Origin of the sequence: Tenacibaculum halocynthiae (genome assembly GCF_964512825.1) — a bacterium.
Classification (GTDB): Bacteria; Bacteroidota; Bacteroidia; order Flavobacteriales; family Flavobacteriaceae; genus Polaribacter; species Polaribacter halocynthiae.
In genome coordinates, this window is the sequence record NZ_CAZELG010000045.1 from 67,371 (window position 1) to 79,740 (window position 12,370).

The 12,370-nt window shown below is 29.3% G+C and carries 17 protein-coding genes; 16 read left to right on the forward strand and 1 reads right to left on the reverse strand.

Annotated features, from left to right (window positions below):
- Positions 1-618: 618 nt before the first annotated feature.
- The 9 genes from ACKTTQ_RS18575 to ACKTTQ_RS18615 all read left to right on the forward strand — a co-directional run bounded on the left by ACKTTQ_RS18575 (position 619) and on the right by ACKTTQ_RS18615 (position 6,247).
- Positions 619-1,266 (forward strand): response regulator, encoded by a 648-nt coding sequence (locus ACKTTQ_RS18575; protein ID WP_408050064.1) that lies wholly within the window; start codon positions 619-621, stop codon positions 1,264-1,266.
- A 51-nt stretch (positions 1,267-1,317) separates the two neighbouring features.
- Positions 1,318-1,500: a hypothetical protein gene (locus tag ACKTTQ_RS18580; RefSeq protein WP_408050065.1), complete on the forward strand. Its 183-nt coding sequence runs from the start codon at positions 1,318-1,320 to the stop codon at positions 1,498-1,500.
- A 218-nt stretch (positions 1,501-1,718) separates the two neighbouring features.
- A complete protein-coding gene (locus ACKTTQ_RS18585) occupies positions 1,719-1,901 on the forward strand; it encodes a hypothetical protein (protein ID WP_408050066.1) in 183 nt (60 codons plus the stop codon).
- The gene (locus ACKTTQ_RS18590; RefSeq protein WP_408050067.1) at positions 1,864-2,559 is read left to right on the forward strand and encodes a hypothetical protein; all 696 of its coding nucleotides are present in this window, start codon (positions 1,864-1,866) and stop codon (positions 2,557-2,559) included. Before ACKTTQ_RS18585 ends, ACKTTQ_RS18590 begins: the two co-directional genes overlap by 38 nt.
- A gap of 88 nt (positions 2,560-2,647) precedes the next feature.
- The gene (locus ACKTTQ_RS18595) at positions 2,648-2,851 is read left to right on the forward strand and encodes a hypothetical protein (protein ID WP_408050068.1); all 204 of its coding nucleotides are present in this window, start codon (positions 2,648-2,650) and stop codon (positions 2,849-2,851) included.
- A gap of 65 nt (positions 2,852-2,916) precedes the next feature.
- A complete protein-coding gene (locus tag ACKTTQ_RS18600) occupies positions 2,917-3,240 on the forward strand; it encodes a hypothetical protein (RefSeq protein ID WP_408050069.1) in 324 nt (107 codons plus the stop codon).
- A 61-nt stretch (positions 3,241-3,301) separates the two neighbouring features.
- Entirely contained in the window at positions 3,302-4,204 is a 903-nt protein-coding gene (locus tag ACKTTQ_RS18605; protein ID WP_408050070.1) for a hypothetical protein, read from the forward strand.
- A 159-nt stretch (positions 4,205-4,363) separates the two neighbouring features.
- Positions 4,364-5,101 (forward strand): hypothetical protein, encoded by a 738-nt coding sequence (locus ACKTTQ_RS18610; RefSeq protein WP_408050071.1) that lies wholly within the window; start codon positions 4,364-4,366, stop codon positions 5,099-5,101.
- Between the two features lie 186 nt (positions 5,102-5,287).
- Positions 5,288-6,247 carry a CpXC domain-containing protein gene (locus tag ACKTTQ_RS18615; protein WP_408050072.1) on the forward strand — a complete coding sequence of 320 codons (960 nt, stop codon included), beginning with the start codon at positions 5,288-5,290 and terminating at the stop codon, positions 6,245-6,247.
- A 112-nt stretch (positions 6,248-6,359) separates the two neighbouring features.
- Here the strand turns inward: ACKTTQ_RS18615 and ACKTTQ_RS18620 are convergent, their stop codons facing one another.
- Positions 6,360-6,788: a hypothetical protein gene (locus ACKTTQ_RS18620; protein WP_408050073.1), complete on the reverse strand. Its 429-nt coding sequence runs from the start codon at positions 6,786-6,788 to the stop codon at positions 6,360-6,362.
- 106 nt (positions 6,789-6,894) lie between these two features.
- Here ACKTTQ_RS18620 and ACKTTQ_RS18625 point away from each other — a divergent pair, with 106 nt between their 5' ends.
- From ACKTTQ_RS18625 to ACKTTQ_RS18655, 7 genes are all read left to right on the forward strand, one after another.
- The gene (locus ACKTTQ_RS18625; RefSeq protein ID WP_408050074.1) at positions 6,895-7,149 is read left to right on the forward strand and encodes a hypothetical protein; all 255 of its coding nucleotides are present in this window, start codon (positions 6,895-6,897) and stop codon (positions 7,147-7,149) included.
- Positions 7,150-7,267: 118 nt separating this feature from the next.
- Complete coding sequence (locus ACKTTQ_RS18630) at positions 7,268-7,630, forward strand: hypothetical protein (RefSeq protein ID WP_408050075.1); 363 nt, start codon at positions 7,268-7,270, stop codon at positions 7,628-7,630.
- A complete protein-coding gene (locus tag ACKTTQ_RS18635; protein WP_408050076.1) occupies positions 7,608-7,784 on the forward strand; it encodes a hypothetical protein in 177 nt (58 codons plus the stop codon). Before ACKTTQ_RS18630 ends, ACKTTQ_RS18635 begins: the two co-directional genes overlap by 23 nt.
- Positions 7,785-7,813: 29 nt before the next feature.
- Positions 7,814-8,404 carry a helix-turn-helix transcriptional regulator gene (locus ACKTTQ_RS18640; RefSeq protein WP_408050077.1) on the forward strand — a complete coding sequence of 197 codons (591 nt, stop codon included), beginning with the start codon at positions 7,814-7,816 and terminating at the stop codon, positions 8,402-8,404.
- A complete protein-coding gene (locus tag ACKTTQ_RS18645) occupies positions 8,404-8,655 on the forward strand; it encodes a hypothetical protein (RefSeq protein WP_408050078.1) in 252 nt (83 codons plus the stop codon). The genes ACKTTQ_RS18640 and ACKTTQ_RS18645 overlap by 1 nt, the downstream gene beginning before the upstream one ends.
- Before the next feature lie 361 nt (positions 8,656-9,016).
- On the forward strand, positions 9,017-12,040 hold the full coding sequence (locus ACKTTQ_RS18650; RefSeq protein ID WP_408050079.1) for a CHC2 zinc finger domain-containing protein: 3,024 nt from the start codon (positions 9,017-9,019) through the stop codon (positions 12,038-12,040).
- A gap of 79 nt (positions 12,041-12,119) precedes the next feature.
- Positions 12,120-12,287, forward strand: a complete 168-nt coding sequence (locus ACKTTQ_RS18655) for a hypothetical protein (RefSeq protein ID WP_408050080.1) — start codon at positions 12,120-12,122, stop codon at positions 12,285-12,287.
- Positions 12,288-12,370: the final 83 nt, after the last annotated feature.

Here is a 12,370-nt window from a genome sequence, read left to right on the forward strand (position 1 = left end):
TTTATGTTTTTTTCTTTGAAACTTATTAAACAAAATTATAAGTATGTATTTAATATGTCAATTGCGTAGTAAATTATCTCCCATCTTCTGCTTTTACACAGTTATGTAGGCATATAATCGACGAATAGAATGGTTTTGGGTGATTTTTGTGTAGTGGTTTTTTTATAGTCGATTTAATCGATTGTAAGTTACAAGATCTAATGGTGTACTTTTGACTCGCTATCTTTATAAAAAACGAAAAACCCCTTATAAAATAAGGGGTTTTTAACTGTAGCGAAGAGCAGATTCTCTGTGGCTATATTTTATTTTTGACGTTTCTGATAATCAGTAACTTACAATCCTTATTTTAGTTAAAATTGATATGAAATGACGCGTTTATGACGCGCTCCAATCATTGATTTCTGTAGTGATAACAAGGCATTTAGCAAATTCAGAACATAACGAATGGCTAGATTTTACTTAAAAAAACAGTAAAAAACACTAAGTTATCTGATTTTCAAAAAGTTACTATCACTTAACTATCACAAAGGTATCACTTTTTTAAGGTTTGCGACAAACGTCCACAAATAAATAAGAAACAATCATTTACATTTGTCTAACAATTTTGAAAAGAAAAAAATGAAAGTATTTTTAGTAGACGACCACCCTGTTGTTTTAGAAGGCTATAAAGCACTTCTAAAATGTGAAGGTATAAATGTAGTTGGTTCTTCAACTGATGGTTACGGATTAATTGATTGGTTAGATAATAACTATTGTGATGTTTTAATATTAGACATTTCTATGCCATTTTATAACGGACTCGATGTTTTAAAATACTTAAAAGAAAAAAACAGCCGTGTAAAAACCATTATGGTAACCAGTTACTGTGAAGCAATGATTGTAAAAAACGTAATTGATTTAGGAGCCATGGGCTATGTACTTAAAGAAGAATCTGCCGAGTATATAGTAGATGCTATAAAATCAGTATATAACGGAAAACCTTTCTTCTCTGAAATAGTAAGAGATACTGTAATTGATAAACATTTAGAATCTGATGGAGAAATTTTAATTACCGATGTTTTAAGTAAAAAAGAAACTGAGGTAATGAAGTTTTTGGTAGAAGATTTTACGCAAGAAGAAATTTGTGAGCAAATGGAAATAACAGGAAGTTCATTACGCTCATATACCGAGCGTATGCGTAAAAAACTAGGTGTAAAAAGTAACATACAATTAGCCCTATTGGCAGTAAAACATAAAACTCAATTGTTTATAAAAAACAGAAATTAAATCCTTTTTTAAAAGTTGTACTTTTAATGTTTAATTTTTTAAACTAAAAAAATGAAAACAACTTTTAAAATACTAGCAATAGTAATGGTTTTAGGATTTATTTCTTGTACTGATAACGATGAGATATTAGAACAGCAACAGCATGAAGAACAAGAAGTACTTGCAATCGACAAAGACGATGTTGAAAACCCTGGAGGGGGAGGAGAAACAGATCCCGACGATACAGAAGGTTAACAGTTATTTTCCATACATAATTGCTATAATTTGTATTACATCATTGCATTCATTAGAGTTTTTCAGTAAGTATAGAAATGAATTTGTTATGTCTAAAAAGTAACATACAATTAGCCCTATTGGTAGTAAAACATAAAACTCAATTGTTTATAAAAAACAGAAATTAAATCCTTTTTTAAAAGTTGTACTTTTAATGTTTAATTTTTTAAACAAAAAAAATGAAAACAACTTTTAAAATACTAGCAATAGTAATGGTTTTAGGATTTATTTCTTGTACTGATAACGATGAAATATTAGAACAACAACAACATGAAGAACAAGAAATACTTGCAATCGACAAAGACGACGCCACCAATCCAAACAATGGAGGAGGAGAAGAGCCAGACGATACAGAAGGTTAAAAGTTTTTTTCCTTACATATTAGCCATAGTTTGTGTTGCATCATTGTATTCTTTTGAATTTTTTCAAAATTTCAGTGATGAATTTGTTGCGTCTGAAAATAAGTATAAAGCAAGTATAAAAAATGTTACCACAGCTTTAAATAAAGTTAAAAATGAAGCAACGGAAACTGAGGCTTATGCTGAATATTTAAAAGCAAGAGAGATAAAAGATAAATTTAAATCTGAGTACTATAAAATTAGGAAAGAAGAAAAAGTTTTTGGTTTTAAATCATTACAACTTTTTATGGCTGAATTTGGGCCCATGCTTTGCTTTTTCATGTATTCATTATACATGCTGTTTAGATCTTTCTATTTTGAAAAGAAAAATAATGGTATGAAGTTTTTACACGGACTCATTTTAACAGGACCTATCTTTTATTTTTATTGGATGTTTCAACCATTTCAAGATGTTAGTAAAATGTTTTATTATTTTATGACGGTATTTTCTGTAATAATGATGGTATTTACCATTTACTTAATAACCAAGTACCGAAACCACCGAATAAATAAATTAAAAGAAAACCAGTTAGAATTAGCCAAATTTGCTTTTAAAAACACCAAACCAGAAAAACGTGAAGAAATGTTAAGCACCATTAAAAAAGTAGCTAGAAACGTTTAAATAAAAGAATTCCCACACCCTTAAATATCCATACATATTAATTAGGTGCTTTTTTGGCACCCTGAACAAGAACTCCCCAAAAACAACTATGGATTTAGATAAATTACTACAAATTAGAAAAGAAATTAAAACTATTGAAAATAACCCTGAACTTGATAGTTTTGAAAAATACTACGAGCTTGTTAAACTAGAAGCTGAGTTAAATGAACTTATTGCAAAACAACAACAACAACAACAACAAACACCTGAATTAGATAGCCTTTATAAAAAAATACTTTTATTATTTAGTTAGTAGATTAAAATTTATATTTGAGAGTGAAATAGGCAGAATTGTTCTAGACAATAAATTGATAAGAAATGCTAAGTGATAATTATTATATTGAATTGGCTGAAGTTGTACATAAAGCAGTACTTAATTGGGATCCAATTAACTTAATTAAAAACGGGGCTCCCAAAGATGAATATTATTTACTTGAGAAGAGATTTTTAAGAGGAATAATCAATTCAGATTCTGAAATTGAGATATTAAAAAAGGTAAAAGGAAATTTAAAACAATTTGACTTAGAAGAGGATGAATTAGGTACTGAACAAATAGATCAATTAGATTCTGAAATTAGAAACATTATTGAAGAATTAAGGGAGAAAGAATTAGAGTTAAGAAGAGAGTTTAAAAATAATTAAGGAAACCCGTAAATAAAATTTAATATTTATCTAGAATTTAGTCGCTTAAAATTTAAGTGAAATGAAATTAAAATTATTTGTGTTAATTTTTGGGGTAGTAGCTATCCTAGGATGCTCAGACGGAGAAACAAAAAAGCAATTAGTTGAATTAAAAATAGAACTTGAGGAAACTAAAACGGAATTGAATGTATGTTCTGCTGAATTGGCTGAAATTAAGAATACAGCACAGAATAGATTTATTAGAGCAAAAAAGTATTTATTTGATAATAATCTGACTGACGCAAAATCTGAATTTGTAGGAATAATTGAAAACTTCAAAGGAACAAATGACGCAAAAACGGCATCAAAGGAAATTACCAAGATTAACAATACTATAAAGCGAAGAAAACTTGTAGCTGAAAGAAAAAAAGCGCTTGGGTATAAAATATTAAAACCAACAACAAGAGTTAAATATGGCGATTTATCATTAAGATTTGATAAAATTTGGAAAGGAAAACGTTGGTCTTTTGATTTTTATGGCGACCGATATTTTTTAAGAGATGCACAAAGAGGATATAAACATATTTTAGCAAGAGTTTCAATTACTTCAAAAAGCAACGATCCTTCTCTTCCGTCAATATCTGTTTATCAAATGAGCAATGGAGAATTAATATTATTAGGTACGCTAGATTATAAATTTAGAAGGTGGAAAGATTATGGTTCATACCTTGGGAACTACGCAGATTATGGAAATGATTTTGCACATTCTAAAACGGTTCCTTTTAATTGCGGGCTTGAATTATCTGAAGATAATTTGAAAAACGGAACTGTATATGTAGTTTTAAAAAAACAAGGTTGTTTCAATCGAGTAAAAAATGATTATGGAAACCCAGAAGTAGCTTATAAAAAAAGTTTATGTAGCCCCAAACATATTTTAAAAGTTGAAGATTTTGATACTGATTATTTACTTTTAAAGAAATTATAAAGCAAAACACTTTTATTATTTAATTAGGTTATAAAAATTATATTTGAAAGTGAAATAGATACAAATGTATCTATAAGAAATATAAAATTACCTAGGTAATTTTATACAGCTGTTGTGGCACATTGGAAAAATCCTGCTCATTAAAAAAAATTAAGTAAAATGGAATATATTATTGGTTTTATAATTCTTGTTGTTGTAATAGCTGCTTTTCAGATAAACAACACTAAAAAAATGGCTGAAGTAAGAAAAGCCAAACGCAAAAAATTAAATTCTGAACTGAATGAAATTAAGGGATTTACTTTTTCAAAACGTTTAGTAAGTAAATGGGGCCTAATGGCTCTTGATAAAGAGAATAAACAAATTGCAGTTAAATCTCAATTTGGCAAAATAAAGGTTCATCCTTTTTCTTCAATTCATTCTTGCGAAATTTTAATAAATGGTCAAACTACATATAAAAAATCTTCTGTTATTGAAAGAAGTATTGCTGGCGGAATTTTAGCTGGAAATGCTGGTGCAGTTATTGGTGGATTATCAGGTAAAGAAAAAAAGGTGCAAGAAGTTAGTAGTATTGATTTTAAAATCTTATTCAGAGAGACAGAAGAAACATCTTTTAAATATAGATTATTTGATGCTATTGAAACAACTGGAAATACGAAGAAATCTATAAAAGAAAGTGATAGTGTTTATGGTCCAGAATTGAAAAAAGTTAAATCAAGATTGCAATATTGGAAAGACCAACTTGAAGTGATTATTAGCTCACAGGAAAAAATAGATTCGTTAGAAAGTCCAAGTGTTTCAATGTCAGATGAATTGCTCAAAATAACCGAATTAAAAGAAAAAGGAACTTTGTCACAAACCGAATTTGAACTGATGAAATCAAAAATAATGGAAAAATAACGTGCCACAACACCGTGTAAAATTAATTGCAAGTAAAAGCTCACTTGGGAAATTCCTTCGGAATTTCGCCGTTAGTGATTAATCTAGGAAATTAGTTGTTTGAAACACGCAACTAATCTTACACAATTACTTTACCAACTATTATCATGAAATTCAAACTGAATAGATTCATAATTTTTATAGAAAATGAGTAAAACCATTACGATTGACTTTTCATGTCCCAAATGTAATAATGCTGAAAACATTACTTTATTAACATCTATTACTGCTTCTAAACATCAAAAATTAAAGGAAAAACTTTTAGACAATGAACTTAATTTTTTTAATTGTAAAACCTGTAAATCAAGCTTTAAAATTGAAGTACCAATATTATATCACGACATAAATAAACAGTTTGCAATTTGGTATTCTAAAGATAAAAAATTCATTCCTGAGCCACCAGTAATCAACAACTATTTATTTAACGCAAAAGTCGTAAATGATTTAGAATCATTAAAAACCGAAATCCTTCTTTTTGAAAATCAAATTATATCAACAAAATTTGAACAACAAAAATTACATGTGAAAATGGACTATAGCAAATATAAAAATATAGATGAGTGCTTAATTGATTTTAAACACATCTATGAATTAAATGACTCTAAATGTAAGTATTGTAATAAATCAGATATTACTTATGGTTTTTCTATCATTTGTGAACATTGTGGAAAAAACATTAATATAATAAGTAATAAAAAATTATATATCGCAATAAGTTTGTTGGGAATATTTAATCATTACTTAAATCATTTAACTTTTGAACACAAAAAAGAAATAGAAGAAAGAATAAATAATTTTTTGTCAAAAATAAAGTTCGAAAATAAAATAAACAATTTTGCATACCTAAATAAATACCTAAAAAAAATTAAAGTAATAGGTAACCAAAATTCTTTATTTATATATTTTAACAATAAGTGGGAATTACAAATAAATGAAGAAAAAATAGATGAACTATTTAAATCATCAAATAATCCTGCTGAAATAATAATTATTACGACAGCATTGACAGGTTATATAAATCAAAATGTACTAAACAGTGAAAACGGAAACGGATTTATTTCTTTTATGAAGAGAATATTTAATATAACTAAATGGTTTCCTAATTAATTACTTGGTTCAGGTTAGCGAGGAAAATCCTTCGGATTTTCCTCTGATTCGTGGATGTTTACTTAACTAGGAGCTTAAACAAGTCACTAATCATACACAAAACCGCTCCCCTCTACTCAACCTCTTTCTTATGCTTATCAATCACATTCCTTTTAGAAGTTTGTAGTTGATGTTGCACTTCGGCAGTAATTAATGAGCCAAGCGTTTGTTTAAGCGTATCAAACTCGGCAAGCTTTTCATTAATAACATTTATTTGATACTGTAAAGACTCAGTTGAATATTCACTACCTGGTTTACTAACTAAGTTAGGCTTCTTATCAGACGAAAGTATCATTTCTCCTTCATCAAAAAGTAACCAATCAAGATTTAGATCAGGGCATTTTTGTCTTATTTTGGGTAAAAAATCAACATTAAATCCTCCATTACTCTTTAAAAAGCTATCTGAAGCATCAATTAATATATTGAATTTACGTTGAGAAAACCCTTTAAAATTAGTGTATTCACGTAGACGAGACTTTATTTCTGAAACTTTATTAGACATTTTTGCCTTTAATTAGATAATTTTATCTTATGTTTGTGTCACTAAGTTATCACTTAGCTATCACTAAGGTATCACAAAAAAACAAATAATAAAATAAGGAGTTTCTATGATTTCTAAAACCCAAAAAAGAAAAATCAAAAAAATATTAGGTAGCTGTTATGTAGCTGCGGTTAAAGATGAATTAAAAGAAAAAGGGGCTTTAAATAGAAATGGAGTAGCGTATTCATCAACACAAATAACCAATGTTATGAATGGGAGTTCTCATAAAATTATTGAAGCAGCAATATTTTCTGCTACTCAAAAACAAGTTGCTATTACTCAGCAATTAGAAGCACAACGTAAAGTATTACTTAAAGTATAGTTTGATTAGTGTCCACTGGCGGGTGGTTAAAAGCGCCTTCTTTTCATAGTTAGTTTTCTACTCCGTTGCGAGGCGGAGTAGTTTTTTAAACAGTAAAAAATTTAAAATACATAATAATATGGGTACAAAAGACAAAGAATTTAATAGTGTTTGGAGTGAGCTTGTTAAGGCAGATGCCTCTAAACAAGAAGTTATGGTAACAAAATTCCAAGCAGGTATTTTGTTTGAAAGAGGTTTTAAGGCATCACAAGAATTAAAACAAAATGCCTTAGAAAATTTACCACTGGCAGAGCTTAAAATTTTAATTGATGATTGCCATAAATCTATGGAAGGTTGTAAAGATAAAGCTGGTGAGTTAGATGCAGTAGGAGAGGAGTTCAATAATAAACTTGGTAAACTTTGGGACATCTATGATGCTAAAGTAGAAGGATATTTAAATTCAATAAAACTAATAAATAATGAAAATACAAGCACTAATTAATAGCCATAACGAGCTACTTGCTATAGTAGAATCTTACAGTGTAGTAAGCAAAAGTGATTTAGAAAGATCTTCTTTTTTAAAAACCAACATCACCAAAGCAATTGCCAAAGGTGTACGCATAAAAAAAGCCGTAGCGGTAACTACAGGCTCTTAAAATTTTATTAATCAAACAATTTTACAACGATGATTAACAAGAACGAAACTACAAATTTTAATTTCACTCCGCAAATAGCAGGAGTAATGCCAAACGATAATAACATTGAGTTTGTTGGTGTTAGAAAAACAAAACAAGTACTCTGGATTCAAAACGGAAGTACTCGATATTTTAATGATTTACCTATAAAAGTATTTACACTTTTAAAAACTGCTTTTTTTAATGATATCATAGCTGTTAATTTTTTAAAAAGTATCACAGCCAATTTAAAAAGGCAGGTAGAACTATATACCTATTACATGTATGGTGAGTTAGATAGCACACCTGATGTTAAAGATGGGGTACTTGCACCTTCAGAAAATTTTAGAGACTCTAAAAACTGCCCTAGTTTATTATGGAACTCTAAAAACATAAACATTGGCAATCATGTATTAACGCCTCGTCAACTAATAATTATCGATTTAATTGGCGAAAACCTACCCGATAAAGCCATTGCAGCTGCTTTAAGTATATCACAAAAAACCTTCGATTTTCATAAAAAGAATCTCTTTACAGCTCTTGGGGTTGATAGTAAAATGGCACTGTTAAAACTGTCTATCAAATATAAAATTGTTGCCTAATGAATACTTTACAACTACTAGCGTATTTACAAAAGGTGTACGATCAAAAAACAGCCTTGCTAGCCAAAGAGAATACTCCTGAATATAACAAAGAACAATACACACACTTAATGAATTTTTACAATGGAAAAATTAAAGAACTCCGTGCAAGATTGCAAAAACAAGACGCCGATGCCTTGCTTCACTTTGATACAGATAGAGCAAATGAAATTACAGTTACAGAAGGAATTGAGTTGGTCACTAAAGGGTAAGGTATACGATATTGTTCCGCTTGAAATTAAAAGGCGAGCTAATAAATTTTTAGTTCAAATACTGGATAGCGAGCCCATTGCACAACCCACAAATAAAATAACTACAGTACAAGATTATTATGAGCAACATATTAAAACACCTATCAGTTATTCAAAAGTGTCCTAACTGTAAAAAGCCCATTTATTTTGGTAAGCAAATTGTAACCGTTCCGCTTGAGTTTTCAATTACCGAAATATCTGCCCAGGTAAAACAACAACTACCAAAAGTTAGGTGTAAAAAGCACCCTTCAATTACACCAATTACTAGCTATACATTTTATCACGAAGTACTATTCAATTAAACTAATTTATTAAACTACCAATGGCTTTTATACCCAATACAACTAAACAAGAAATTGAAGAAAAGGCAACGCTTTATAACGTGTTAAAAGAGTATCATAATTTTTCAAAGAAGAAAGGTGCTCAGCATGTTATGGAGTGCCCAAAATGTGGTACTAAAGATAAATTAGAGTTTAGTGAAGCTAAAAATATTGCTTCGTGTTTTAAGTGTGATATAAAAGTAAGTACGCCAGTATCATATTTAATGAAGTTTCATGATAAAACCTACCCAGAAGCATTAGAAGAATTGGCAAAAATTGAAGCTATTGATATTCCTAAAGCCATAGTAAAGGGTAAAAAGAAAGTAGTACGAAACAAAAAAACAGCAAAGCAATCTTTTAGAGATAAAATGCTTGAAGAAAGTGGCCTTACTGTTGAAGATATTACGGATGAAGTTTTTGTAGATCCGCAAACTAAAAAAGAAGTTGAGTTATTTACGCCTGGTACTTTTGATGCTAAGTATGAAGTAACCCATGGTGATGATGTAATTATTCATTATTACGATTTAGAGGGCAAACCAATGACCTATTATCGTAGAACAAAATCAGGAAACCCAACAGGATCACCAAAAGAGTTTAAGCGAGTACGGTATCAAAATCCAGAGCTTCATAAAGATAAAAATGGTAATGCAGCTAAGTATAAAAGTCCGTATGGTTCTGGTACCAAGGTGTATATTAATAAATTCATTCGTAGAAAATATAAAGCGAGCTCTAAAATAAAAACGCTTTACATTCAAGAGGGTGAAAAAAAAGCAGATAAAGCAACTAAACACGGGCTAATTTCAGTAGGTGTTATGGGTATTCATAACATTGCTTATAACCAAACCTTGCCTAAAGAGTTTGAATTAATTATTAAGCGTTGCCAGGTTGAAAATGTAGTGTTTGTATTAGATGAAGATTGGCAAAATTTATCATCTAAAATAGATAGTAACCATCCTGCCGATAACAGGCCAAAATCATTTTTTAGAGCTGTATTAAATTACCGAAATCATTTTTACGCTTTTACCAATAATGATATTTTTTTAGATATTTATTTTGCGCATGTAAAGCCTAACGACAATCAAGATAAAGGGATTGATGATTTATTAACCAATACCTTAAAAAAAGACCCAGATGCTTTAAAAGGTATGTGTGATGCTGCACTTACAAAGCCTGATGGGAATGCTATTCATTTACAGTTTCATAATATAACTACCATATCAGAATATAAACTCCTTGAGTTTTGGGGTTTACAAAGTAAAGATGCTTTTATACATAAATACAAAGAGGTATTACTTAACTATCCAATTTTCAAATTTGGAAAAGTAAAATACCGTTTTAATGATAAAAAACAGGTTGAGTTAGCACAGCCAATATTAGAGCATGAAAAGTATTGGAAAGAGAATATTAAAAAAAATAATGATGGTGAAGTAGTTTCAAAAACCTATCATTTTAATCATAAAAGATGTTATACATTTTTGCAAAATAGAGGGTTTTTTAGATACCGTCAGCCAAAAAATAAACACATATTTATTCAGTTAGAAAGTAACCTAGTTCAAGAAATAGAAACACAACAGGTTAAAGATTTTATTAAAAGTTTTACGGCTACTTTAAATAATGAAGAAATAGAAAATTTACTGTTTAGAAATGGAGCAAAGTATTTTGGTCCAGATAGTTTATCAAATTTAGATTATAAAGAGTTGACTATTAATAAAGCTGAAAAAGGAATTCAGTACATGTATTTTAATAACTCGTGTTGGAAAATTACCAAAAACGGAATTGAAATTGAAGATTTAAAACATATTAATGGCCATATCTGGCGAACTCAAATAAAAGATTTTGAACCTTCAAAAGTTTCATTGCTTTCTGAAGTGCATCAAATTACTGATCAAGATATTAAAACCAATAAAAAATTAGAGAAGTTTAAAGGAGAGTGGACGGTTGATTTTACCAAAGAAGGAAACGATTCTCACTTTCTTCAGTTCCTGGTGAATACTTCTGACATGCATCATAAAAATAGAACCAGAAGTTGGGATAAGTATTCACTTGCTGAAAGGTTTGAAACAAGTAGAAACATACTGTCTAAACTTACTGCATTTGGGTATTTATTACATAATTATAAAGACAATAGTGTAATGAAAGCTGTTATTGGTATGGATTCGTTAATGTCAGAAGTAGGCTTATCAAATGGGCGTTCAGGAAAGTCAATAATTGGTATTGCATTAGAGCAATTGAATAATGTGGTGTTTGTATCAGGAAAGAGAAAGGATTTATTAGAAGATAAATATTTGTTTGATGAAGTAAATGATAGAGTTGATAATGTTTGGATTGATGATGTTCGTTTAAATTTTGACTTAGAATTATTGTTTCCGCATATTACAGGAAAGTTTATTGTTGAGCAAAAAGGATTAGGAAAACATTCATTGTCAAATTCAATTAAGCTTTATATCACAACAAACCATGCATTAAAAGGAGAAACCTCTTCATATAAAGACCGTCAAATACTAATTGGTTTTTCTGATTGGTATAGCGATACTCATAAACCAATAAATGATTTTGGTATGAATTTTTGGGATGAAGATTGGCCAATTAAACAATGGAATTATTTCTACAATTTAGCTGCAACTTCATTAAATCTTTATTTCAAACACGGAATTATTGAAGCACCTACCGAAAGATTAGAGCAAAGGCGTATGCGCCAAGATTTAGGAGAAAACTTTTTAGCCTGGGCAGAATTGTACTTCAACAAATCAGCCAATTTAAACACTAAAATGCGAAAAGAAGAAATGTATAACGAATCTAGTTTTGAAAGAGGTGAGGGGTTTGGTATTAAATATCCAGCTGATAAAAAATATGTAACTCCAACTTTATTTAAACGAAAATTAAGAACACTTTGTAAATATAAAAACTGGGAGTTTAATCCCAGTAAACAAGGAGGTGATTGGAAAACTGGTGGAGTTGAATATATTGAAATAGGAGTATCTGATGCATATTTTAAACAAGTTGAATTAGAGTCTAAATCATCATAATTAAGTTGCTTAAAAACAAATTATAGGGAACCGTTACAAATAACAAAAAACTTTGATAGAGTTTAAATGAAAGAAAATTATGAAGTACGATATCAATAATGAGTTAAAAGAAAAATCAGATTCAGGGGAAATCTTTTTAGAAGATTCTGTTCTGTGGTATATTTTACCTTTTGAGGAGGTTTACTACTTAGGGTTATCTATACATCAAAAAATAAATCATAAGCAATCATTATTTATAAAACAGTAGTTAAAAGAGAAAAGAAGTCCCCCCACGGAACTTCTTAACTTTTACTAATAACTATATACTGTTAATGAATGACTTATTGTTCA

Coding starts and splice junctions, on each gene's coding strand:
- ACKTTQ_RS18575 (WP_408050064.1), top strand. CDS start 619: ATGAAAGTATTTTTAGTAGACGACCACCCTGTTGTTTTAGAAGGCTAT.
- ACKTTQ_RS18580 (WP_408050065.1), top strand. CDS start 1,318: ATGAAAACAACTTTTAAAATACTAGCAATAGTAATGGTTTTAGGATTT.
- ACKTTQ_RS18585 (WP_408050066.1), top strand. CDS start 1,719: ATGAAAACAACTTTTAAAATACTAGCAATAGTAATGGTTTTAGGATTT.
- ACKTTQ_RS18590 (WP_408050067.1), top strand. CDS start 1,864: ATGGAGGAGGAGAAGAGCCAGACGATACAGAAGGTTAAAAGTTTTTTT.
- ACKTTQ_RS18595 (WP_408050068.1), top strand. CDS start 2,648: ATGGATTTAGATAAATTACTACAAATTAGAAAAGAAATTAAAACTATT.
- ACKTTQ_RS18600 (WP_408050069.1), top strand. CDS start 2,917: ATGCTAAGTGATAATTATTATATTGAATTGGCTGAAGTTGTACATAAA.
- ACKTTQ_RS18605 (WP_408050070.1), top strand. CDS start 3,302: ATGAAATTAAAATTATTTGTGTTAATTTTTGGGGTAGTAGCTATCCTA.
- ACKTTQ_RS18610 (WP_408050071.1), top strand. CDS start 4,364: ATGGAATATATTATTGGTTTTATAATTCTTGTTGTTGTAATAGCTGCT.
- ACKTTQ_RS18615 (WP_408050072.1), top strand. CDS start 5,288: ATGAGTAAAACCATTACGATTGACTTTTCATGTCCCAAATGTAATAAT.
- ACKTTQ_RS18620 (WP_408050073.1), bottom strand. CDS start 6,788: ATGTCTAATAAAGTTTCAGAAATAAAGTCTCGTCTACGTGAATACACT.
- ACKTTQ_RS18625 (WP_408050074.1), top strand. CDS start 6,895: ATGATTTCTAAAACCCAAAAAAGAAAAATCAAAAAAATATTAGGTAGC.
- ACKTTQ_RS18630 (WP_408050075.1), top strand. CDS start 7,268: ATGGGTACAAAAGACAAAGAATTTAATAGTGTTTGGAGTGAGCTTGTT.
- ACKTTQ_RS18635 (WP_408050076.1), top strand. CDS start 7,608: ATGAAAATACAAGCACTAATTAATAGCCATAACGAGCTACTTGCTATA.
- ACKTTQ_RS18640 (WP_408050077.1), top strand. CDS start 7,814: ATGATTAACAAGAACGAAACTACAAATTTTAATTTCACTCCGCAAATA.
- ACKTTQ_RS18645 (WP_408050078.1), top strand. CDS start 8,404: ATGAATACTTTACAACTACTAGCGTATTTACAAAAGGTGTACGATCAA.
- ACKTTQ_RS18650 (WP_408050079.1), top strand. CDS start 9,017: ATGGCTTTTATACCCAATACAACTAAACAAGAAATTGAAGAAAAGGCA.
- ACKTTQ_RS18655 (WP_408050080.1), top strand. CDS start 12,120: ATGAAGTACGATATCAATAATGAGTTAAAAGAAAAATCAGATTCAGGG.